The sequence below is a fragment of the Paenibacillus sp. RU5M genome, from assembly GCF_900221055.1.
GTDB lineage: Bacteria > Bacillota > Bacilli > Paenibacillales > Paenibacillaceae > Paenibacillus > Paenibacillus marchantiae.
This window is the reverse complement of sequence record NZ_OBQM01000002.1, coordinates 881252-904097: the sequence shown is the minus strand read 5'-3', so window position 1 is coordinate 904097 and position 22846 is coordinate 881252. Positions and strand designations below refer to the sequence as shown.

The following is a 22846-nucleotide window of genomic DNA, read 5'->3' as shown; positions in this document are numbered from 1 at the left end:
TGCAACCTGTCGGGCTGCCACTCATGAATAAACACTACTTTTGCCGTCATTTGCGGGAAAAGTAGTGTCTTCGTCGTCTATCTCAAATGAAACATGCCGCTGCTAATTGCGGTCACCTTCACTTTGGGCTCATATTGCCAGATCATTTCGGTACGCCGTGTTTCATATTGCAGCTTCATAGCTTCCCGGTCCATGACCGCTTGGCGGGCTTTCTCCTGTTCCGGGTCCGTTTCTGGTTCTGCCTGAACAGCAGCATCAGCAGCGAGTTCGACATCTGCTCCAATCATCACGCCAGTTGGTTCGACGGGCTGTAGATGTGCTTTCTGGATACGAGTAGGGCCGGAGCGAGAAGTCTGAATTTGGGTAAATGGCCCGGTCCCTGCATGTTCCTGATCCGTTGAACTACCGTCTGTGCTGGAGGCAGAGGTTGTATCAACGTCGACCTCAGGGGTGTCCTCTCTAAGAACTGCTTCATAGTACGTATCCACAACAGCAAGCTCCAGATCAAGCCGTTCTTTGGCTTTCTCTGCCCAGCTATAGTCGAGTTCCAGCAAGCGATTTGTCAAATGCGATTCCAGAGCTGCCCCGGCATCGGCTAGCGACACTTTGGCGGTCTGTACGTGCATATTTTCAGCCAGCCTTGGGCTAAGGTCACGCCTGTTCAGTTTCGAGCCGAACTTCTCGACAATTTCCCCTGTTCTGAGGGAAATGCCGATAAAATGAAGTTCCTCTTTTTTCAGATCACAGGCGAATTCCACTTTAAAACACACACCAAGCCATGGCTCATATACTGCTGGCGCGGTAGCTCGCAATTGCCTTTTTGCAGCCTGTTCGAACAGGTTCACGAATGCGCCGCCTTCACGCGCTGCATTGAAGATCTGCTGCAACCTGCGACTGCCATATACAACATCTTCTTTCAAAATCCGTCCGGGTCCCAGCTGAGGCAGAGAAGGGACAATACCGAAGTACCGACCTAGAATGGTATCTTTGGGAGCCTCGGGGGTACCGGTACCTGGTGAGGTTGGAGGAGCTAACTGTGCAGCTTTTGCTTCTTCAGCTTCCAACGCTTGCTGATGGGCATCCGGATCAAAGACGAATGTAAAGGACATCGTCTCCGCAGGTGCACCGGTTCGCTCCACAAATCCCCAATAATACGGACGGTTGGTTAATGCCTTGTCGGCTTCAGGTGAAAGTTTTACCGTAACATGGGCAGGAGAACGCTCCATAATCTGACAATCAAGTGTTTCCAGGTAAGTGAGCACATACGCCTGCACTTCATGGGGTGACATGGTCATGATCAGAGGCCTCCTTTACGAATATCAAGCCCGGATACGGCTGGTGCCTCATCTGCGACTTCGCGTTGAATGGAGTTCAACGATTGTCCAAGGGAGTCCATTTTACGGCGGATATCCTCTTCGTTTTGTGATTCAAGCATGATTTTGTACAAGCTTTTTTCTATCGATTCCTTCTTCTCCAGCCGCTCCAGAATGACATCCAATCCACCAATGACCATCTCGAACATATTGATCTTCTCATGAAGCAGATTCAGAATATGCTCCTCGATTGTGCCTGTCGTCGAAAGGTTGTAGATGTTCACATCATGCTGCTGTCCTAATCGGTGTACGCGACCGATCCGCTGCTCGACACGCATGGGATTCCAGGGCAGGTCGAAGTTGATCATGTGATGGCAAAATTGCAGGTTGATACCCTCACCGCCCGCCTCGGTTGCAATCATCGCTTGTACGCGACCACGGAAGAGGTCCATCATCCAGTCTTTTTTACCACGGTTCATGCCGCCCCGGTAGGGAACAGCGGTTAGGCCGTTGTTGCGAAAATAATTGAGCAAGTACTCCTGCGTGGCACGGTATTCGGTGAAAATAATAACCTTCTCATTCATGTCACGAACGAGTTCCATCGTTTTTTCGGCTTTCGTATTTTCCTTGATCGCTTTAATATGGGCAACGAGCTCCCAAATTTTATCCCGCAGTGGGGAGTCCAGTGGAAGCTTCTTCGACAGATTGACCAACGTCACAAATACGGCATCCCGGCTGCTGCATACTTCTCGCTGCAAAGTCACCAGGGAAAGCATGCTGCTCAGATTGCCGCCGGCTTCCTGGTACTGATCCTTCACAAAGGAAGTGACCCCATCGTAAAGGGCTTGTTCTTCAGGCGAAAGCTGCAAATTCACATTGGACACGTTCCGTTTGGTAAATTGAACAGGTCCTTCACCGCGACGGTTACGGATCATGACTTTGGACAACTCATCCTTGAGCTGCTCCTGATTTTTCGGAATGCGTTTGTCGACGACAAAGTTGGCTGCAAAATCACCCTGACGGCCAAGCTGTCCCGGCTTGAGCAGATTAATGAGGTTGAACAGCTCGCTCATGTCATTCTGTACCGGTGTAGCCGTAAGCAGCAGGCAGTACTTTTTCCGCAATTTCAGCATGAATTGATAGTTCGTTGTTTTTTTATTTTTGAGCTTATGAGCCTCGTCGATAATAATCATGTCGTAATCTGTATTCAGCAGCATATCTTTATGCGGGTCACGCTTTGCTGTATCCATAGAGGCAACCACGATTTCATTTTGCCAGGAATAGGCTTTTTTCTGTGCAATCGCTGGGATGCCAAATTTGGAATTCAGCTCCCGGACCCATTGTAGTACAAGGGACGCAGGCACGAGAATGAGCACTTTGGATACAAGTCCACGGACCATATATTCTTTCAAAATCAGGCCAGCTTCAATCGTTTTGCCAAGTCCAACCTCATCGGCGAGAATGGCACGGCCTGACATTTCAAACAGTACTCTGCGTGCAGTATCCATCTGGTGTGGAAGAGGGGTGAGTCCCTGTAAATGCTTCAGACATTGGATTTCATCAAAGTTGGGAATCAGATTCGTCTCTTCGGCTTGAATGCCAAGTTGAAAGAGTCTGTAATCGCCCCAAGGGCCGCCTTTATCGAGTCTGGACTCCAGTTGGGTGATCCAGCTGCGATCGAATTCAAGCGGAACGGGTAGTTCTGCTGCAGGTTGATTAATTTGATGCGGGTTTTTCCGGTTCATGGTGCTTCCTCCCCTGCCATTCGTGATGACGGTTTATTCGTAGGTAATAGTATGGACGAATGAGAGGCAGTTCATAACCAACCTTGGAATAAGGGGTGATTTCAATCAGAAAGTTTGGAAGGGTTGTAAAATGATAGGTATTCACGTATGTTGATGAATAGTCACTTTACTTAAGTAGAGTGACTATTATATCTCAAACTATATCCTGAATATGAAGGAGGAGAATCTGTTTATGCTTTCATTGATTTTTGATATGGATGGTACGTTATTTCAGACAGATCGAATATTGGAAACTTCTCTGCATGACACTTTTAATCATCTGAGATCAAAGGGATTGTGGGAGCAGAATACGCCAATAGAAAAGTATCGTGAGATTATGGGAGTTCCTCTGCCCGTCGTCTGGGAGAATTTATTGCCCGGATACTCGGACCAGATTAGACAACAAGCGAATGAATGGTTTCATGAGAAGTTGATTGCGAATATCGAGGCAGGCCATGGTGCCCTGTACCCATACGTAGAAGAGTTCTTTCTATACTGCAAAGAGAAGAGTATACCGATATACATAGCGAGTAATGGACAAATCGAATACTTGAATGCCATCGTAACCTATTATCATTTGGATGAGTGGGTAACGCAAACCTTCAGCATACAGCAGATTTCATCACAAAATAAATCTGATCTCGTACGCTCCATCGTGGAGAAATATAAGATCACTCATGGGATGGTTATCGGGGATCGATTGTCTGACATTAAGGCAGCGAAGGATAATGATTTAATTTCCATAGGATGTAATTTTGACTTTGCTCATGCCGATGAATTAGCTCAGGCGGATCGGGTTATTGATAGCTTCGAGGAGTTGAAGACTTTAATCGGTGTACTGTAAAATGGATGCGACAAAAAAGCGGCCCATGTGGCCGCTTTATTAATTAATTATTTAAAGAGATTAACTCCAATATTTCTTGATAATTTCATCACGTCCGGAATAAATCCGGGATTCTTTATAATATTTCGGATCTTTGCGATGGAAATTTTGATGATATTCTTCTGCTGGATAAAATACGGATGCTTCCTCAATAGCGGTAACGACAGGTTTATCGAATCGGCCTGTGTTGGCCAGTTCCTCTCGTGATTTCAGGGCCAATTGGCGTTGCTCTTCATTGTGATACAGGATGGCAGCCCGATATTGGCTTTTGCGATCATTACCCTGACCCGTGGCATCTGTGGGATCGATCTGCGGCCAGTACAGCTCAAGCAATTTCTCATATGGGAAAATGGCTGGATCAAACGAGATTTGCACAACTTCCAAATGCCCCGTTTCCCCGGTCAATACTTGCTCATATGTAGGGTTTTCTACGGTTCCACCCATGTATCCGGATATAATCCCGTGAATGCCGGGCTGCTCTTCAAAGGGACTTACCATACACCAGAAACATCCCCCGGCAAACGTTGCTTTTTCAATCACTGCTATTCCCCATTTCTCAGTTGTGTTTAATCAAGATTACTATGAATGCTAATTATAACGCAATCCATTTGATAGTTCACCCAGCCTCTTCTTTTCAAAAAGTGATTTGTGATAAGGAAGTAATTCTTTCTCATCCTTTACTTATATTGTATAATAATGGATGAGAAAAACGGCCTAGTGCTGCTTTGGGGCCAATTAAAAACGAAGAGGTGATCAGATGCGGAAAACGATAGATGAACCTATGTTTTATTCATATCCAGGCATGGTGGCGGTAGTGACGTCTCGTCATAAGGACATGCAGAATGTGATGGCCTCAGGCTGGCATACCTATATTGGGTCGTCTCCCGGAATTTACGGGATATCGCTGAGGAAGGAAACGTACTCTTATGAATTGATTGAGCAGAGTGGAGTATTCGGGGTACACTTCCTTCCGGGTCATCATTCGGAGTGGATTCAGGCTGCGGGAACCTTCAGTGGAAGAGACACAGACAAATTCTCGAAATTCGGGATTACATACGAAGAAGGAATTAAAGTGAATGTACCCATTCTGACTGAATCTTATTTTGCTTACGAGTGCAAGGTAATCGATATCACAACATATGGGGATCATGAATGGATTGCAGGTGAAGTATTACAGCGGTATCAAGACCCGGAATACTTCTTGGAAAATGGAATGGTTAATCTGGACAAATTGCAGATTCCAATGTACGTAGGACGATCCTCTTATCGGATTCTTGATGGGAGTGCGGAGGAGAAGGTTCATCCGTTTTACCTCTAGGGTCCTAGGCACCAAGATGCAATTATGAGCAAAACTTTCAATCCGGCAAGAGATAGGTTTATAATGGTTATTGGCTGCTGAGCAAGTCGGCAGCCTTTTCCTATTGGCATAAGTGTACACTCCAGACCCTCAGAGGGATCTGCTCATATATGAAATAAAAGGTAAGGTAATATTAGCCATTCTATGAAAAATGCTGTATTTAACAATAAAATTAGAGTATGATTTTACAGCTATATATGCTTGGCAGGAAAGGTTACATCGTTTCACTGGATTGTAACTATTACTGTAATTTGTGAATAATCTTTCGGGCGTATAATGCTAAACGAGACATAACGACAAAGATATAAAGAAATCGTAATCATAAAACATCATGGTTAAGTAACACGTCTTCTTTATGTTGTAAATGAATGATGGAAGGTGCAATACGTATGTTAATGACAACCAGAACCACAAGGAGTTCACGAACGCCCCAGACATGGATGATGTCGACTCACATTGTCAAGGAGGGGCTCGCATGTCACAATCGTTGAAAAGCAAGCGGCATATGAACGGACTGGATGGTTTGCGAGCCATCGCTGTGCTTGCAGTAATAGGGTATCATCTGAATTTAGGTTTTATTCCGGGCGGTTTGCTTGGTGTAGGCATTTTCTTTGTTCTATCAGGGTATTTGATTACAGATATTCTTTTGACACAATGGCAGGAGCATGGCCGGATTTCGCTTGGTGATTTCTGGGTGCGAAGAGTAAGGCGCTTGTTACCTGGCATGATCACGATGACTGCAGTGGTGATGATTTGGCTGCTTTGCACAGATCCATCTCGACTGGCTGCGTTGCGTGGTGACATTGTCTCGGGAGTATTATACATAAGCAATTGGTGGTATATCTTTCATAACGTTTCCTATTTCGAAAGTTTCGGCCCTCCATCACCCTTTGGACATTTCTGGTCGCTGGCTGTGGAAGAACAGTTTTACATTGTTTGGCCCCTTCTACTGGTCGCAGCAATCGTCTTGTTCAAAAGAAAGGGATGGCTGGTCGTCTTTATTGTCGTAGCAGCTGAATTGTCTGCTGGTGCGATGGCCATCATGTATAATCCGGATCTGGACCCGAGCCGTGTTTATTATGGAACAGATACAAGAGCATTCGCCTTATTGGCTGGTGCTGCACTGGCCGTGGTATGGCCGAGTCGCAAACTATCGTCATCCCTTGCCCGCATCAATCGCCTTGTCCTGGACGTGTTAGGTCTAGCTGCGCTGGCTTGGTTAATCTACATGATGCTGAATAGCAGCGAGTACGACCCTTCATTGTATCGAGGAGGAATGGTACTTCAGGCTATAGCGACGACTTTGCTCGTAGCTGTACTGGCTCATCCATCATCCTTCCTGGCAAGGCTTATTGGCGCGAAGCCATTGCGCTGGATCGGGGAACGATCCTATGGTTTATATTTGTGGCACTATCCTGTCATTATTCTGACGAGTCCAACGGTAGACACGGGTGGAGCACATCCTGTGCGAATGGTTTTGCAGGTTGCAGCGACGGTTGCACTGGCCTCCTTGTCACTTAAATATATTGAAAATCCAATTCGTCATAACGGATTTCGTGATTCCTGGTCCCGGTTATGGGGAAGAGGGCGCAATGCAACAGGTATTCGCAACGTATGGTGGAAGCGCGCTGGATTGCTGATGAGTATTCTGTTGATGTGCTTTACGGTGTCACAGATGATGATTACGTCAGCAGCGAATTCTGATTCCCATTCGGTATCGATGTCGGCCACGCTGAATGGAGATCATTCCGTAACGGAGGAAAAGGGGCAGGACGTTCTTCCAGCAACAGTGAGCACCTCCGGGGCCAACAACCAACCTGCGCCACAGAAAAACGATAAACCAGCGGCGAACGCTGGAGATCCACCAGGCAAAGGAGAACAGCAAACGACGAAGCCAGGTAATGCTCCGAAATCTGAGGAACCAACTTCAGGTGAGCAGAAAGGATCAACTCCTGGCGACTCGAACCATGCTGTTGGTAAACCCAAAGGAAGCACCGACAATCCTGGAAATCCAGAAGACAACGGTAATGAACAACCCGAGGATCCTGTCAATACATCAGATTCGTCCAAAGAGCAAGAGGAAACAGCCCCTCCAGCCAAAGATGGCAAGATTCATTATACGGTCATTGGAGATTCAGTTATTTTGGACGCCAAGCCTTATCTTGAACAAACCATTTCGGGCGTGCACGTGGACGGTCATATCGGCCGTCAGATGTGGGAGGCTGCCGATGTACTGGATGGCCTGAAGAGAAATAACCAAATGGGCAGTCAGGTCGTACTGGAGCTTGGAACAAACGGTTCCTTCAATTCCAAAAGTCTGAATTCCGTGTTGGATTATTTGAAAGATGAAGAACATGTTTATCTGGTTACTGTGCGAGTCCCTCGCCCATGGGAACGAACCGTGAATAAAGCACTGAACGAAGCGGCGTCAGATTATAGCAATGTATCTCTCATTGACTGGCACACTGCAAGTGAAGGACATGACGAATATTTCGAAAAAGATGGTGTACATCTGACGAAGGAAGGTTCGGAAGCTTTTGCAGCACTTGTGAAAGACAGTATGAAATAAATCAGAACTTATCTATTCATTTATTTATAAATTCAAGAATGGTTCCCGAATCCACATACAGAAAGAGCTCTCATGATGAGGGCTCTTTCTGTATGTAGCAAAGATTGCAGGATCAACGGGGAATCCGATATTTTTCCCCCCTGCATCCGTGCATCGTCACCTTACAGAATGATAGCGTTACCATTTACAATAAGTGTATTCAAATCGCCAAGGGGGACTATAGAGATGTTGAAAAAATGGCTTTCGGGAATATTGGCAATGACGCTATTTTCCATCGTTCTGGCTGGTTGCGGCGGCGGGGACAGCTCAGAAGGCAGCGACAGCAAGGATAAAGTAACCGTCACTATATGGCACAACTGGACTGGACAGGACGCCAAAGCGGTGGCGATGCGCAAAATCATTGAAGACTTCCGTGGGTCGCATCCGGATATTGAAGTCGTGGATGAAGGTCTGCCGACAGATGGCCTCAAAACAAGGCTCCGGACGGTGGCAGCGGCCAATGAAATGCCGGATCTGTTCGTCATGTGGCCGGATGCGATGACCAAGGAGTTTGTGAAAGGGGATCTGTTGCAGCCGATCAATGCCGAGCTGGACGCGAAGCCGGAATGGAAAGACAACTTTATTCCGAACGCTCTGGATGGATATACGGTGGACGGGGATATCTACTCGGTACCGATGAATCTCGCACCCACTTCCTTTATTTATTACAATGAAGCACTATTTAAGCAGTACAACGTGAAAGTACCTGAAACGTGGGCTGAGCTGGAGCAGGCCATCGCTACATTTAATGAGAACAAAGTAATACCGATCGCACTGGGGAACAAGGCCAATTGGGTGGCTCAATCCACGATCTTCAGTACACTGGCTGACCGGGTAACCGGCACAGACTGGTTCTTAAAAGCAACAGCGCAGGATGGGGCCAGCTTTACAGACCCACAATTCATCCAGGCGCTGGACAAAATGCAGGAACTCGGTAACAGCAAAGCATTTCAGGATGGTTTCAACAGTATTGACGAAACACAGATGATGCAGCTGTACTTCCAGGGAAAAGCAGCGATGGTGATGAACGGCGGATGGGCATTGGCCAACCTCGTCAACAACGCACCGGAAGACATTTTGAACAATACACACATAACGATTTTACCAGCAGTAGATGGAGGCCAGGGTGAGGCCAGGACGACATCGGGAGTTGTGGGGACAGGCTTGGGTGTAAGCAAAAAGTTAAGCGGTGCCCAGAAGGATGCGGCCATGGAGCTATTCTACGCTTTGGCAGGCCCTGACGGTCAGAAAGCAACTCTGGATAGCAGCACACTCGTCAGCTACAAGATTGATCTGGACAAATCAAAAGCCCATCCATTGTTTGTGGAGCTCTATGACTTAATGCAGGAAGTAAAGATTACTCCGGTGTATGATTCCAAACTAGGATCTGCAACCGTCGAGGTTATCAACAATGGATTGCAGGAGCTATTGATGGGTGGTAAAGCCGCAGATATCGCGAATAAAATCCAGGCATCGCAAGCCAGTGCAGTGGGAAATTAAGGTCATAGGTCATTCCGATCCAGATCTGGATGAGCTGAAAGATGCTTTGCGGTAAGATTCAGACCCCTTCCCGGTAGGGGAGGGGTTTTGCATTGATATCATAATTACCAAAGGTTTGATGAAAGGAAGTGAGCAAGATGAACGCATTGCGCAGTCGACGTTTTATTATGCTGGGGCTCGCTCCGGCAGTTCTAATTTACGCTTTGTTTGTATTTGTGCCGGTTGTATGGTCAGCGTACTATGGATTCTTCAACTGGTCGGGAATCGGAGAGTCAAAATATATCGGACTGGATAACTATGTGGAAATATGGCATGATTCCGTATTTTGGCGGGCACTGAAAAACAACGTCATTTTTGTTCTAGCTTCAGTGTTTGGGCAAATTCCGTTAGCGTTGATGCTGGCGGTCATTTTGCACAAAAGCAATCCGTTACAGCGTTTTCTGCGTTCAGCCGTATTTCTGCCGATGGTATTATCCACAGTAGTTATCGGTATGATCTGGCAATATATCTATCACCCGCAGATCGGGATACTGAACTTTCTACTGGATGCATTAGGGCTGGAAAGCTGGAAGCTGCAGTGGCTTTCAGATGAGAAAATCGCCATTTTCTCCTTGGTGCCACCGCTGCTCTGGAGTTTTGTCGGTTTGTACTTGATTATCTTCATCTCGGCGCTGCAGAATATTCCCGGCGAAATTCATGACGCTGCCAAGATTGACGGTGCTTCCGGAATCCGCAAGCTGGTTTCCATTTCTTTGCCCATGATCTGGGGAACGGTTCAGGTAGCGATCATTCTATGTATCTCGGGCAGCCTAAAATCATTCGATCTGGTGTACATCATGACCAAAGGCGGCCCGGCGCATGCGACAGAGCTGCTGGCAACGTATATGTATAATTCAACCTTCACCACGTATCGCTATGGCTTCGGGAGTTCCATCTCGACCACCATTGTGCTAATCTCCCTGCTGCTGATCGGAACAAGCCAGTGGGCGACAAGCCGTAAGAGAAAAGAGAATTAGGAGAGAGGAGGGAATGTAATGAGTGTTACACCTTTATCGATGCCAACACCAGGGAATACTTCAGGCCATCCGGTTCGCCAATTCCGTAGTGGAATTGTTTGGACGCTGTTGACGGTCTATGGTATTTTAACATTGTATCCGTTCTATTGGCTTGTGATCAGTGCATTCAAAACGAATGAAGATTTCTATAGCAGGCCCTTCGGGCTTCCGGAGAAATGGAACGTGGAGAATTTCAGTAATGCTTGGGAGAGCTCAAAGCTGGGAACCGCTTTTGGCAATTCCCTGATTGTGTCCGTAGGTTCGCTTATCATAACGCTTTTTATAGCAGCGCTGGCCTCATTTATACTCGCTCGTTTCCTGTTTCGTTGGAAAGGGCTGATCATGACCTTCTTCGTTGTAGGTATGCTGATTCCCATTCATAGCACATTGGTTCCGTTATTTATTTTGATGAAACAGATGTCCCTGCTGAATACGTATTGGGCACTGATATTGCCGTATACCGCATTTGCTTTGCCGACCGCCATATTTGTGCTAACAGCTTATTTGACTAGCATTCCACGTGACATTGAAGAGGCCGCTTTTATTGATGGAACAGGTCTATGGGGGCTGTTCACCCGGATCATGCTTCCCATGTCTGTGCCTGCCTTGTCAACGGTCACTATTCTGAGTTTTCTACACGCATGGAATGACTTTTCATTCGCACTCGTGTTTATTAACAAAACAGGTTTGAAAACGTTACCGCTCGCGATCGCCAACTTTGCCGACGGATATCAGACCGATTACGGCCTGACTCTTGCTGCCATGACCTTGTCCGTAATCCCGACCATCATTCTATACCTGGTATTTCAGGAACAAGTCATGAAAGGCATGACGGCCGGAGCAGTCAAAGGTTAAATGAGAGCGCATCCAGAGGAGGAAAAGGTGTGGGACGCTGGCTAACATCTTCACTGCAGCGGAAGCTGTCCGTCGTGGTTACGGCTTCCATGATTGTGCCGCTGCTGGCACTGGGGCTGTTCGCCTTTCTGATCTCTTCCCGCATCACAGAGCAAAAAACAAAGCTTTCCGGCATGGACACACTGAAGCAGGTGGAAGCGAATTTGCGCTATATGCTGCAGGATGCCGAGACATTATCGATTTTTTTGATTGGAGAAAGGGACATTCAGCAGTATTTAAGTAACGATGAGGACGATGTGCAGGAGCGTGTGGATATTCTGGGCAGGATGACTAATCTGGCCGCTTCCAAAAAATATATTGCCAACATTGCCATCTATCCGGAACGTTTCGATGCGGCTCTGTCCACGGCTACATGGTATGAATCATCCAATGTAACTTATCCTCCTGCTCCGCGTGGTGATGCGGTTAAAGCATGGACTGGCGTATATCCGGTTCAGAATTATGCGGGTATCCAAAATGTAATAACATTGGTTCGACCCATTCGCAGCATTCATGATTATGCGCCCATGGGATGGCTGGCGATCAGTCTAGATGAGAAGGCAATCTCGAAAGGATGGGCAGCGCTGGGATTGGGTATGGGCGAAGGTCGACTGGAACTGATCGGTCCCACTGGAGAGATTTTGTCTTCCATGGACAAATCCCGTCTTGGACAGTCACTGGAGAAGATCGAGCCTGAAGTACATACGCTGATCCAACAGGAAGTCAGTGGAACAGCCACGTATGGCAGCGGCAATGAGAAACGTACTTTGCTCTATTATCCGGAACTGTTGACAGATTGGACGCTGACCGGAACGGTTCCCTACGATCAGTATAAGTCCGAAAACGGTTATATTCTGATCCTAACTGCTGTTGCAGTGAGCCTGTCTGCTGCGATCAGTGCAGGACTGGTCTGGTTTACGGTGCGACGAGTCACAAAGCCGCTGCGAGTTCTTACGAGACATTTGTCCCGAATGGACCCGGATCGACCGATGCCCCTATTTCGATCGGAAAGTGATGATGAAATCGGCAAGCTGGGAGAGAGTTATAATTTGCTCGGTGCACATATTGAGAGACTGAAGGAAGAGGTTATCCGTGGTGAAACCCGCAAGAAGGAAGCTGATCTCAGGGCACTTCAGGCGCAGATCAATCCTCATTTTCTGTATAACACACTTTCATCCATTCACTGGATTGCCTTGATGTCTGAGGAAAAACGGATCGCAGAGATGGTTGAGGGATTGAGCGATTTTTTACGCATCAGCTTGAATCAGGGTAGGGATTATTGTCCAGTTGGGCAGGAGATTGCCCACATTCGCCATTATGTTCGTGTACAATCCATCCGATTTCCCGACAAGTTCGCCGTGCATTATATTGTGGATCCGGCACTTGAACAGCGAATGATGCTGAAATTGCTGCTCCAACCACTTGTCGAAAATGCCATGATTCACGGAATTCAGCCAAAAGCGGGTAAGGGCACAATTACGATCATGATTCGTCAAGAACAGGAACGAATGAATGTGCTGGTTCTGGATGACGGGGCTGGCATGGAGCGGGACAGACTTGAGCATGTCAGAAGCAGCCTTGTGTCATCGGATGAGGAAGAGCACCATGATTCAAACCACTACTGGACGGAGAAAGAGCCAATGAAGCAAACATCCCAAGGGGGTTACGGACTCCGCAATGTGAACGAGAGACTACTGCTTCATTATGGAGCGGAGGCGCAGCTCGAAGTGGACAGCCGGGTTGGAGGTGGAACCCGGATTTCATTTTCCATTCCAATCCTGGAGGAATCACGATGAGATTACTGATTGTTGATGATGAAGTAATTATCCGCACAGGGCTCGCCAGTGTAATCGCTTGGCATGAACTGGGGATTGAGCTGCTTTCGCCAGCAGCCTCGGCAGAAGAGGCGTTAACACGCATGGCCGAGGAGAGGCCGCATATTCTGATGACTGATATTCGGATGACGGGAAGGTCGGGGCTTGAACTGGCTGAGGAAGGGCGGCATATGCTGCCGGAACTCGAGGTCATTATTTTATCGGGATACGATGACTTCTCTTACGCTCAGCAAGCGATTCGTCAAGGTGTCACGGATTATCTGCTTAAGACGAGTAAACCGGAAGATATTATCAAGACGGTGCTTCAGGCCAAACAACGGATTACCGAACGATGGGCTGAGAAATCAAGAGAAGGGCAGCTACTGCGAGAGAACAAACAGCGCCTGTTCGCTGGATGGATCATTGATGGAGACGTTGAATCAAGCCCTTGTCCTGTATTTCTCCAGTCGGGAATGAATGTGCAATCGGAATATTCCTCAGACAAGGAGCAAGTGCAGAGACAGATTCTTATTTTAAAAGCTGAGGGGTGGAATCATTCTTCGGTTACTTTACTGAACTTTGCCGTGCAAAATATGCTGGAGGATGTTCTGTCAGGCGCAATTGCACACATTCAAAAAGACCGGATTATCTGTGTTGTACAGCTGCCACCGAATGAGCAGGATTTCCAATTTACTTTGGGGATTGCGTTAACCCGGATGGAGCAATTGTTAAAATGTACATTGCGTGCAGCAGCAGGTCAACCTTGCATGGAGGTTCAACTTCTGCATGAGAGCTACCGAACGGCGTCGATTGCGTACCGTTATCACGGGTTACTTGAGGACAGGATTTGGCAATATGAAGATGTCTTCCAACGCATAGGAGGTAAAACCGTCCTTCAACATGAGGAAGAAACTACCCTGGGGACATTGTTAATGGATAACGACTCGATTATGCTGACCACATGGACGCGAGAACTGGTGGATGAACTCCTGATGGACCCCGAAGTAACGCCAGAGTCTTTTGATGCCTGTCTGCATGCTGCGGTGAACGCCGGACAGCGTTGGTTGATTCGTGCCATACGAGCTATTGGAAGAGACGAACCGGAACGGTTCGAACCATGGAGGTCAAACCCGGATGCCGATGCTGGTGAACTGCGGGATCTGCTGTTTCATCATTTATATGGACTGATGCATACCTATCACAGCCAGATGGGGCAAGGGCGGATTACGCATGTACAGAAGGCTATTGCTTATATGGAATCCGGATTGGTACAGGATATTAGCTTGCAACATGTCGCAGGTCAAGTTCATCTGCATCCGGGTCATCTCAGTGAACTGTTTAAGAAGGAAACGGGCGTCACTTTTGGTGATTTTGTAACAGGTATGCGAATTCGACGCGCGATGGACATGCTGGTGGTTTCTCCCGCAAAAGTAAGTGAAGTGGCGGCTATCAGCGGATATGAAGACGTTAAGTATTTTAGCAGGCTATTCAAAAAACATACAGGCAAGACTCCGAGTGAGTATCGCGAGGAGGCTGTGTCGTACAAGACTTCCGGACATTAAAGGTTAGCAGGCTAAAGAACGAACGAAGTCATTTTTATATTGCAAACGTTTTCGATATTTTATTACCAAGGAAACTGGGGAGCGAGGCAAGGATGAAGATGATTAATTCAAGTCAGGATTTGTCAGGACAATGGAAAATACAGCATTTCGAGGTTGGGGAGAAGCGGCCCATGGATGTTGCAGCGGCAGCGCTGGATGATCGATTTTGGATCGGAGCGGAGGTGCCAGGGGATGTGCACACCGCTCTGGTGGAACGCAGCATCATTGATCCGCCCTACTATGGGCATAACGATGCCAAGAGTCGATGGATCGAGCAGAAGGAATGGTGGTATCGTACTAGCTTCAACCTGTCGAAGGATGGGGAAGCAGAGGAGTACTTTGAGTTAGTATTCGACGGGTTGGATACGTTCGCCACCGTATATGTGAACGGACATGAAGTGGGGCAAACGGCTAATATGCTCATGTCCCATAATTTCGATGTGACTACACTAGTTCGTAATGGCTGGAACGCCCTAGCGGTCAAGTTCGATCCCCTTTATCTGCATCACAGAGACAAGGAAACGTTTGACTGGTCTTCGTATACGAAGGAACGGCCATGGTTGCGCAAAGCTGCGATGAATTTCGGTTGGGACTGGGGTCCACGGATGGTCACCGTAGGAATTTGGGGAGGGGTACGTCTTGAAAGACGAACGATCGCAAAGCTGGAGAACGTATTTGCACGTACCGAATCAGCCAGCAAGCAGCAAGCAGTTGTCCATGTCACTGCGGATGTGAAGTCCGTATTGTCTTTCCGTAGCAGACAGAAACGTGAAAAAGCGGTGGCCCTGTCTTGTGATATCCGTTTACTGGACGCGAGTGGACATGAAGTGGCACGGTCAGCCGAAGCAGTTGTGGAAAATGGTCTCGCCGATACAATACTAAAATTAGATTCACCACAATTATGGTGGACGCATGATTTGGGTGAACCTTACTTGTACAGGATGGAAGTTACGCTATTTGCCGATGGGGTGGAAGTAGATCGTTACAACGAGCCTTATGGTGTACGAACCATTGAACTGGCGCTTCATAATGAGCAGGGTGAGGATGCGTTTACGTTTATCCTGAACGGAGTGCGTGTGTACGCGAAGGGAGCCAACTGGATTCCGGCCGACCATCTGATTGGTGCCATCCCGGCCTCCCGGTATCGTGAGCTGATCGAGTTGACCGTGGAAGGGCATATGAATATGCTGCGTGTCTGGGCGGGCGGTATATATGAAAAGGACGTCTTCTATGATGAGTGTGATCGGCAAGGCGTACTGGTGTGGCAGGATTTTGCTTTTGCCAATGCCCTATTCCCTGATTTCAATCGGGACTTCATGAACAATGTACGGGATGAGGTTGAAAATAATGTCTTGCGCCTGCGCAATCGTGCCTCGCTTGCACTCTGGTGTGGCAATAACGAAATTGACTGGCTATATGACATGAAGTCCGCCAGTGGAGATATTACCAGCCCCTTCTATGGAGAGCTGATCTACCATGAGCTGATACCGGAAGTGCTGGAGCGGCTGGATTCGTCTCGTCCATACTGGCCTTCCTCACCGTATGGGGACAGTCACGGCAATGATGCCAACGATCCGGCTCTGGGGGATCGTCATAACTGGCAAGTATGGCATGGTTCCGTTTATCCCCGAAAACACGGCGAGCCGCCACTGCTGAATTACAGTATTGAGGGCGTGACTTTCAAAAACTATAAAAAAGATAATGCCCTGTTCAGCAGTGAATTCGGCATGCACGCCTCGGCCAACCGCTACACACTGGAGAAAAACATGCCTGCAGGGCGATTTTACTGGGGCAGCCCCGAAATGGCCTATCGGAATAAGGATACCAATCATCAGAAAGGCATTCTTCTAATGGAAGGATATACGGGCATTCCGCAAAATATTGAAGAGTACATGAACTACTCGATGCTGACACAGGCGGAAGGATTACGGTATGGCATTGAACATTTCCGGCGGATCAATCATCGCAATAGTGGAGCCCTTGTGTGGCAGCTGAATGACAGCTGGCCAGGCACAAGCTGGTCCATGATTGACTACGAACTACTGCCGAAGGCCTCCTTTTATTACGGAAAAGTATTCTTTAACCCGATACTGCTGTCTCTGGAACATGAACCGGGTGAGCCGCTTACGTTATGGGTTGTGAATGATACACGTGACACTCTGAAGGGACAGCTTCGACTTAATGTCTATGGATTGAATGGGGAAAAAGTATATTCCAGCTCGCATCATGTGGAGACAGGTTCGCAATCCGCTAATCGCATTGCAGAGCTGAGCGAAGCGGAAGTATTGGGAGGCAAATTGGCAGATGAAGTGATGGTTGAATTGGTAGCCGAAGGTTTCACTGCACCACTCAATCGATATTTCTTACGTGATCCGAAGGATGTTAACCTGCCTCAATCTCAGCTCAGTGTGCATGTGAACGAAGAGGAGCAATCCGTGTCGGTTACAGCCAGTGGTGCAATTGCACGGTTGGTGAAGCTCGAGCTGCCCCTCGGACGCGTTCGTTTTAGTGATAACTATTTCGATCTTCTCCCTGGTGAGAGCCGTACGGTGAGATTGCGTCATCCCGATAAGTTGTCTCTGCCGATGATTGAGCTACGCGTAAGCGCAATGAATGGCAGTGAAGCCTGATTCCTAATTGTGCTTCAAAAGCTTTTGGGAATCCGGTTCACCGTTGGTGACATTCTGTATAGTCATAACATAAGAAAACAGCCGATGCTTCCCCAATAGGGAGTCATCGGCTGTTTGTTGATTAACGTGGTATGTGAATAACACGCCCCATTATTGGAAAGATTCGTACCGCTGCTGGAACGAAGACTCCATCTCCAGTTGCCTAGCCAACTGCTGCTTCACTTTTTCTCCACGTCTGGCCTGCAGCTCTTGCAGCCGCTCTGTAGAAGTGAATTGATCAGCGGCCATATCAATGAGTAGCTCAGCGAGCACGTCTGCATCTTCCAATGCTGCATTCAATCCAAAAGCGCCCGTTGGAGTCATCGTGTGAGCGGCATCACCAAGCAAGACCACGTTGTCCTGCGCCCATAATTCGGCGAAACTGCTCTCTACGGATAACAAAACAAAATCACTCCAGGTTTGGATATGTTGAGCTACCGAATCAGCGAGACAGGGGAAGGCCGCCACGAGTTTCTGTACAAAGGGAGCAAAAGGCTGTTCACGCAACTTGGAGAAGGACCCTTGCGGAATGTTCCATCCAATCTGCACGTAACCTCCGAATTGTGAGAATAGCGCCAACTGCTGACCATCCATACTGGCCATCCGAACAGCAGGTTCCCAGCCTGCTGGAGCAGGGATGCGAGCCCATAACAGGTCGTACCCATGTTTGCGGATATCCGGGGTTAGACCAGCGTGTTTGCGTACAGCTGAATATCTGCCATCTGCACCAACAATTACCGCTGCTTCAATGGAAGCAGGCCGTCCTTCTTGCCGAATGTTGATGCCAACCGTGTGGTCAGCCTTATTCCGTAATAATCCAGTCATAACCGTATTATAAAGGACTTGTTCGTTTTCCTGGTTCTGTGATTGTGACACGATGACTTCCAGCAGATGATCCTGAGGCACATGAATGCCCACATGGGATTCTTGCTCTCCAGGGAAAATGGTGTGGATGATCTGACCGTTCTCCCAATATTGAATTTGCTCCAGAGGCAGCACGCCACGCTGGGTGACAGAAGGGTATAACCCATGTTTATTTAATACATGTTCACCATCTGCATTAAGCACTTCGCCACGAAACGACTTAAGAAGGTGCGGCTGGCGCTCGATCAGAATGGTGGATATTCCCTGCCGTTTCAGCAGGAATGAGAGTAGCGCCCCTCCAGGGCCAGCTCCCACAATACAAACGTCAGTTTTTAAATACGTATTTTGATTCATGTGTAAAATTCCCTTGCAATATAATGGATGAATAACCTATTACTTTATAATAACAGATTTATAAAAATCATTAAGTAACTAAAAGTAACTTTAAAGATATACGTTATTATAAACAAATTCAATCCAATAATGCAATAGAATCCTTCTATTTCTCTACAGGAAGGAGGATTCAAGCCTGCGGTACTGCTTTTCAGCTTATGAGCGCAGGCTTGATAAGAACAGCAAATTCTTTTAAGGGAAATACTCTGATATCTATGTGATCAGTCGGTTGGTTATGCGAGCCACGCGTTCTCCCAGAGCTTTACCCAGTGCTATGCCCTGTTCGCTGAGCAGATCATCACTGTCCACCGGACAAGTCACCCCAACACCATAATAGGAGCCATATAATGCATTATCTGCAAAGTTTCCAGGTAGTCCGGTAATGATCATGCCCTGATGGAGCATGGGTGTCAGCAGATGAATCAACGTTGACTCCAGTCCACCATGCTCGGTTGCGATGGTACAGAACACCGCACCTACTTTGTCTACAAGCTTGCCCTCTGCCCAGAGGTAGCCCAGCTTGTCGATCCAATTTTTCAACCCGGAGCTGATGGAGCCAAAATGTCCGGGGCAGCCCCAGATAATGGCGTCCATTTCCACCAGCTTGTAAATGTCGGCTTCTTCTGTGGAATGCAAATGAACGGTTGCACCATGCACGCTGGCTGCGCCAGCAGCAATCGACTCGGCAAGCGCTCGTGTATGACCGCCTTCACTATCGAAAACAATATAAATGTTCATTGCTTGATTCCTCCTTGTGTGGTTATCTGTTCATGCTATAAGGTAGCTTGTCACATGAAACGGCAAAATAAGCATGAACTTTACAGACAAGTAAAGGGTTTTGGGAAACAAGCGCATTTTTCACAAACAAAATAGTACAAATATGTTACAATATAAGGTAGGTTATGATCAAAGGTAGGAGGAACGTTTATGAGCCCGGATACGGAGCGAAACTCTCAATTGGCAAATGTCGATCAATTGTTGGAGGCCTTCTTCAGATATAAAAATAAAGTATTGGATCAGCAGCAAAGAAATGAAACAAACTGCAAATTGAATCCGACGAAAAGTCATATATTGGGCATGATTTTGCGTGAAGAACGCTGTATGGCTGTGGATGTGGCCAGACAACTTAGTCTATCTTCTGGAGCAACCACAATTGTGCTGAATCAACTGGAGAGCGAAGGTCTGATCCAGCGGGTGCGCAGTGAAGAGGACCGAAGAATTGTATGGTTGTCTTTAACTGAAGATGGGAAGCAGCTTGCAAGAACGTTGATTAATAATCGCGGTCGGATGACGTGGGAACTTTTGCAGGCGCTTACGGAAGAGGAACAACTGCAGATGTTTGGCATGCTGAAGAAAATTGAGCTGAAACTGCTGGAAAAAATGAAAACGTTGGAACAAACGCATCGCTAAATATATGGTGTGTAAAACGCCAGCCTTCAAGAATTTGAGCCCGCTTTGGGACTTGAATCTTGAAGGCTGGCGTTTTAATTTTTTCAATTAAAGATGGAAACGTTGAATGTGATCAGTCAGACCTTCCTGGATCAGAATTTCCTTCTGTTTTTTACCGAGCAGGTCAAAATGGGGGAAAGGCTGACGCCGATGGATGTAACGTGGGTCGAGTCCATGCTCTCTACACCAGTCCTCAAGCCGTTTCAGATCCGAACAGCCCACTTTGGTCACACTGGTAATGCCCGGAAAACGGTTGTCGATCCAGAAATGAGTGAGATAGGCAAGGTCGCCACGAGATACACGTTCTTTCCACTCGGCCAGCTCCTGTCGTTTAATTCCAAATGCCATAGACACCAAGTTCCTTTCCAAACGGGTATTGTCCTGAGCATATTGTAACATCTTATAAACAGAACCAATCAGAAATCTGCAATCGGACTGTTGTCCATTCGCTTTGGACGGGTATTAATATGACAACATTTTTATAATAAACTTTGGTTTATGTTAAAATAAGGTACACAAAATGGTTTTCACCACTTCATTATTCGGAAAGGGATTGTCATCATGGAACTATTTATCGCCGTGCTTGTTTTGCTGGTACTGATCGGTTTATCGAATATTTTGAACCGATTTGTACCCTTTATCCCCATTCCGTTGATTCAGATTGTTCTCGGTGTAGCCATTGCACTATTACCTGCGGGTGTGCATCTGCCACTGAATCCGGAATTGTTTTTCGTACTCTTTATCGCTCCGTTGCTGTACAACGACGGGAAGCGAACACCGAGGCACGAGCTGTGGAATCTAAGAGCGCCCATCCTTCTGCTGGCCCTGGGCCTTGTATTTGTAACGGTTGTCGTGGCAGGATATGCCATTCACTGGCTTATTCCAACCATTCCGCTTCCTGCGGCTTTTGCACTTGCGGCAATTCTGTCCCCGACAGACGCTGTGGCTGTAGGCGCTATGGCAGGTCGTGTGCATTTACCCAAGAGCATACATAGGCTTCTTGAGGGAGAAGCATTGATGAATGATGCATCCGGTCTGGTTGCATTCAAATTTGCGATTGCCGCCACGGTTACAGGGGTATTTTCCCTGGCTCAGGCGTCATTTAGTTTTATACTTATCGCGATTGGCGGGTTGCTGATTGGTGCCTTATTATCGTTCCTGTTGATCCGATTGGGTGTCTGGATTCGGCGTCTGGGGATGGAAGATGTAACGATTCATATGTTATTGCAAATTCTAACGCCCTTCGTCATTTATCTGGTCAGTGAAGAGGTCGGTGTTTCGGGCATTCTTGCGGTCGTCGCTGGCGGGATCATTCATGCAATTGAGCGTGATCGGACCGAGTCTGTACAACTGAAGATGCAGGTGGTATCTGCCAGTACCTGGTCTGTCATTTTATTTATTTTGAACGGATTGGTCTTTGTCATTCTGGGGGTACAGATCCCGGATGTGCTGAGTACCATCTTCGAGAATGTCTCGTTTGATAACCTTCAAGTACTCGGATATGTGGGCCTCATTTCAGTGCTATTGTTGGTACTTCGTTTTGTCTGGATCTATCTGTTCTGGAAAGGAAATGAAAATTCCGGTGAGGCGTTGTCGAGCGGGAAGCCTCGGCTGAAAGAAGTTACGATCATTACTCTTTCGGGTGTGAGAGGGGCTGTAACGCTGGCGGGGGCATTCTCCATTCCTTATGTTCTCCAAGACGGGTCTCCTTTTCCTGAAAGGGATCTGATCATTTTCCTGGCCGCAGGTGTGATACTGTTCACTCTGATTGCTGCAAGTGTGTTCCTTCCTATTCTTGCGAAGAACGAAGATAAAGCGGAAGAAGGTACACCGCAAACGACGGAACGAAAAGCACAGGATATTATGCTGAATGCTGCCATTCGTGCAGTGAAGTCGGAAATGAACGACCAGAATAAAGCTGCTGCGCTTGCGGTTGTTTCCGATCTGTCGAAGTATATCAGGCAGGCGGCTGGCGAGCTTACTGCCGGTAAGCGCAAGGACATTTTAAAACAGGAAACAGCCATTAATCTCATCGGTACACGGGCTGAACGCAAAGAAATTGAGAATATGATGGATGAAAATGTAATTGCTTCGGAAGCCGCCTTTAGATGTAACAGTTGGTTGGATCGAAAGGAAATGATGCTTGCAAACCGCACGAATACACAGATGATGTTCTCACTCAGTGAAATTGGACGATTGTTTGGACATGTGTTTACGAATCGTTCACGGAAGCCGGATCAGCCATTTATGATTGAAAATGCAGATCTGTTCCGTCAAGTGAAGATGCGTACCTCTGAAGCAGCGATCAAGGCGATTCGTGCTCATATGAACGATAGTAACCGGATTGTGGCTCTGTCGGTCATCTCTAGATATGAGCGGGTAATTGCCAAATTACGCACCTGGAATCAGGGCAAAACGGAAGATCCATTTGATCAGGAAAAGCTGGAATTGCAAATGGTGGCGATGCAGGAGCAGCGCAATACCATACAGCAGCTATACGAAAATGGCGAAATTAACCGCGATGTGGCTGCAAAACTCCGCCGTTTCATCAATGATGTGGAAGCTACAGCGCTGAAAAACACCTAATCCGATAAACCCGATATTTTAAATATGCTTAACCCTCTGATATAATATATGTGAGTTACCAACGCTCAGAAAAGGA

The 22846-nt window shown here is 47.3% G+C and carries 17 protein-coding genes; 11 read left to right on the top strand and 6 right to left on the bottom strand.

Annotated elements, in window-relative coordinates:
• Window positions 1–77 precede the first annotated feature (77 nt).
• Window positions 78–1295 carry a YqhG family protein gene (locus CRO25_RS09965; RefSeq protein ID WP_079694821.1) on the bottom strand — a complete coding sequence of 406 codons (1218 nt, stop codon included), beginning with the start codon at window positions 1293–1295 and terminating at the stop codon, window positions 78–80.
• A 2-nt stretch (window positions 1296–1297) separates the two neighbouring features.
• Window positions 1298–3058 (bottom strand): DEAD/DEAH box helicase, encoded by a 1761-nt coding sequence (locus tag CRO25_RS09960; RefSeq protein WP_063564756.1) that lies wholly within the window; start codon window positions 3056–3058, stop codon window positions 1298–1300.
• 232 nt (window positions 3059–3290) lie between these two features.
• On the opposite strand from CRO25_RS09960, the gene CRO25_RS09955 reads away from it, so the two are divergent.
• The gene (locus tag CRO25_RS09955) at window positions 3291–3941 is read left to right on the top strand and encodes an HAD family hydrolase (RefSeq protein ID WP_256863612.1); all 651 of its coding nucleotides are present in this window, start codon (window positions 3291–3293) and stop codon (window positions 3939–3941) included.
• A gap of 60 nt (window positions 3942–4001) precedes the next feature.
• On the opposite strand, the gene msrA is transcribed toward CRO25_RS09955, so the two are convergent.
• Window positions 4002–4517 carry a peptide-methionine (S)-S-oxide reductase MsrA gene (gene msrA, locus CRO25_RS09950; RefSeq protein WP_072733433.1) on the bottom strand — a complete coding sequence of 172 codons (516 nt, stop codon included), beginning with the start codon at window positions 4515–4517 and terminating at the stop codon, window positions 4002–4004.
• 220 nt (window positions 4518–4737) lie between these two features.
• Between msrA and CRO25_RS09945 the strand changes: the two genes are divergently transcribed.
• The 8 genes from CRO25_RS09945 to CRO25_RS09910 all read left to right on the top strand — a co-directional run bounded on the left by CRO25_RS09945 (window position 4738) and on the right by CRO25_RS09910 (window position 17439).
• Window positions 4738–5298 (top strand): flavin reductase family protein, encoded by a 561-nt coding sequence (locus CRO25_RS09945; RefSeq protein WP_079694818.1) that lies wholly within the window; start codon window positions 4738–4740, stop codon window positions 5296–5298.
• A gap of 514 nt (window positions 5299–5812) precedes the next feature.
• Window positions 5813–7906, top strand: coding sequence for an acyltransferase family protein (locus tag CRO25_RS09940; RefSeq protein ID WP_063564752.1), 2094 nt, complete (start codon window positions 5813–5815; stop codon window positions 7904–7906).
• A 225-nt stretch (window positions 7907–8131) separates the two neighbouring features.
• The gene (locus tag CRO25_RS09935; RefSeq protein WP_097115754.1) at window positions 8132–9445 is read left to right on the top strand and encodes an extracellular solute-binding protein; all 1314 of its coding nucleotides are present in this window, start codon (window positions 8132–8134) and stop codon (window positions 9443–9445) included.
• 137 nt (window positions 9446–9582) lie between these two features.
• The gene (locus CRO25_RS09930) at window positions 9583–10461 is read left to right on the top strand and encodes a carbohydrate ABC transporter permease (protein WP_079694817.1); all 879 of its coding nucleotides are present in this window, start codon (window positions 9583–9585) and stop codon (window positions 10459–10461) included.
• Between the two features lie 39 nt (window positions 10462–10500).
• On the top strand, window positions 10501–11355 hold the full coding sequence (locus CRO25_RS09925) for a carbohydrate ABC transporter permease (protein ID WP_372828765.1): 855 nt from the start codon (window positions 10501–10503) through the stop codon (window positions 11353–11355).
• Window positions 11356–11384: 29 nt separating this feature from the next.
• Window positions 11385–13190 carry a sensor histidine kinase gene (locus CRO25_RS09920; protein WP_079694815.1) on the top strand — a complete coding sequence of 602 codons (1806 nt, stop codon included), beginning with the start codon at window positions 11385–11387 and terminating at the stop codon, window positions 13188–13190.
• Complete coding sequence (locus tag CRO25_RS09915; protein ID WP_079694814.1) at window positions 13187–14770, top strand: helix-turn-helix domain-containing protein; 1584 nt, start codon at window positions 13187–13189, stop codon at window positions 14768–14770. Before CRO25_RS09920 ends, CRO25_RS09915 begins: the two co-directional genes overlap by 4 nt.
• Before the next feature lie 92 nt (window positions 14771–14862).
• On the top strand, window positions 14863–17439 hold the full coding sequence (locus CRO25_RS09910; protein WP_079694813.1) for a glycoside hydrolase family 2 protein: 2577 nt from the start codon (window positions 14863–14865) through the stop codon (window positions 17437–17439).
• Between the two features lie 150 nt (window positions 17440–17589).
• Here CRO25_RS09910 and CRO25_RS09905 read toward each other — a convergent pair whose 3' ends face one another.
• Both CRO25_RS09905 and CRO25_RS09900 read right to left on the bottom strand, forming a co-directional pair.
• Window positions 17590–18696, bottom strand: a complete 1107-nt coding sequence (locus CRO25_RS09905; RefSeq protein ID WP_079694812.1) for an FAD-dependent monooxygenase — start codon at window positions 18694–18696, stop codon at window positions 17590–17592.
• A gap of 252 nt (window positions 18697–18948) precedes the next feature.
• Entirely contained in the window at window positions 18949–19473 is a 525-nt protein-coding gene (locus CRO25_RS09900; protein WP_063564746.1) for an NAD(P)H-dependent oxidoreductase, read from the bottom strand.
• Between the two features lie 189 nt (window positions 19474–19662).
• On the opposite strand from CRO25_RS09900, the gene CRO25_RS09895 reads away from it, so the two are divergent.
• Window positions 19663–20145: a MarR family winged helix-turn-helix transcriptional regulator gene (locus CRO25_RS09895; protein WP_063564745.1), complete on the top strand. Its 483-nt coding sequence runs from the start codon at window positions 19663–19665 to the stop codon at window positions 20143–20145.
• Window positions 20146–20232: 87 nt separating this feature from the next.
• On the opposite strand, the gene CRO25_RS09890 is transcribed toward CRO25_RS09895, so the two are convergent.
• Window positions 20233–20532 carry a hypothetical protein gene (locus tag CRO25_RS09890; RefSeq protein WP_072732330.1) on the bottom strand — a complete coding sequence of 100 codons (300 nt, stop codon included), beginning with the start codon at window positions 20530–20532 and terminating at the stop codon, window positions 20233–20235.
• Window positions 20533–20745: 213 nt separating this feature from the next.
• On the opposite strand from CRO25_RS09890, the gene CRO25_RS09885 reads away from it, so the two are divergent.
• The gene (locus CRO25_RS09885) at window positions 20746–22770 is read left to right on the top strand and encodes a Na+/H+ antiporter (protein WP_063564743.1); all 2025 of its coding nucleotides are present in this window, start codon (window positions 20746–20748) and stop codon (window positions 22768–22770) included.
• Window positions 22771–22846: the final 76 nt, after the last annotated feature.

What these genes read in the sequence shown, in the direction of transcription:
- CRO25_RS09960 (WP_063564756.1), bottom strand. Translation starts at nt 3,058, where the DNA reads ATGAACCGGAAAAACCCGCATCAAATTAATCAACCTGCAGCAGAACTA.
- CRO25_RS09910 (WP_079694813.1), top strand. Translation starts at nt 14,863, where the DNA reads ATGAAGATGATTAATTCAAGTCAGGATTTGTCAGGACAATGGAAAATA.
- CRO25_RS09930 (WP_079694817.1), top strand. Translation starts at nt 9,583, where the DNA reads ATGAACGCATTGCGCAGTCGACGTTTTATTATGCTGGGGCTCGCTCCG.
- CRO25_RS09965 (WP_079694821.1), bottom strand. Translation starts at nt 1,295, where the DNA reads ATGACCATGTCACCCCATGAAGTGCAGGCGTATGTGCTCACTTACCTG.
- CRO25_RS09940 (WP_063564752.1), top strand. Translation starts at nt 5,813, where the DNA reads ATGTCACAATCGTTGAAAAGCAAGCGGCATATGAACGGACTGGATGGT.
- CRO25_RS09915 (WP_079694814.1), top strand. Translation starts at nt 13,187, where the DNA reads ATGAGATTACTGATTGTTGATGATGAAGTAATTATCCGCACAGGGCTC.
- CRO25_RS09945 (WP_079694818.1), top strand. Translation starts at nt 4,738, where the DNA reads ATGCGGAAAACGATAGATGAACCTATGTTTTATTCATATCCAGGCATG.
- CRO25_RS09900 (WP_063564746.1), bottom strand. Translation starts at nt 19,473, where the DNA reads ATGAACATTTATATTGTTTTCGATAGTGAAGGCGGTCATACACGAGCG.
- CRO25_RS09885 (WP_063564743.1), top strand. Translation starts at nt 20,746, where the DNA reads ATGGAACTATTTATCGCCGTGCTTGTTTTGCTGGTACTGATCGGTTTA.
- CRO25_RS09935 (WP_097115754.1), top strand. Translation starts at nt 8,132, where the DNA reads ATGTTGAAAAAATGGCTTTCGGGAATATTGGCAATGACGCTATTTTCC.
- CRO25_RS09895 (WP_063564745.1), top strand. Translation starts at nt 19,663, where the DNA reads ATGAGCCCGGATACGGAGCGAAACTCTCAATTGGCAAATGTCGATCAA.
- CRO25_RS09925 (WP_372828765.1), top strand. Translation starts at nt 10,501, where the DNA reads ATGCCAACACCAGGGAATACTTCAGGCCATCCGGTTCGCCAATTCCGT.
- CRO25_RS09905 (WP_079694812.1), bottom strand. Translation starts at nt 18,696, where the DNA reads ATGAATCAAAATACGTATTTAAAAACTGACGTTTGTATTGTGGGAGCT.
- CRO25_RS09955 (WP_256863612.1), top strand. Translation starts at nt 3,291, where the DNA reads ATGCTTTCATTGATTTTTGATATGGATGGTACGTTATTTCAGACAGAT.
- CRO25_RS09890 (WP_072732330.1), bottom strand. Translation starts at nt 20,532, where the DNA reads ATGGCATTTGGAATTAAACGACAGGAGCTGGCCGAGTGGAAAGAACGT.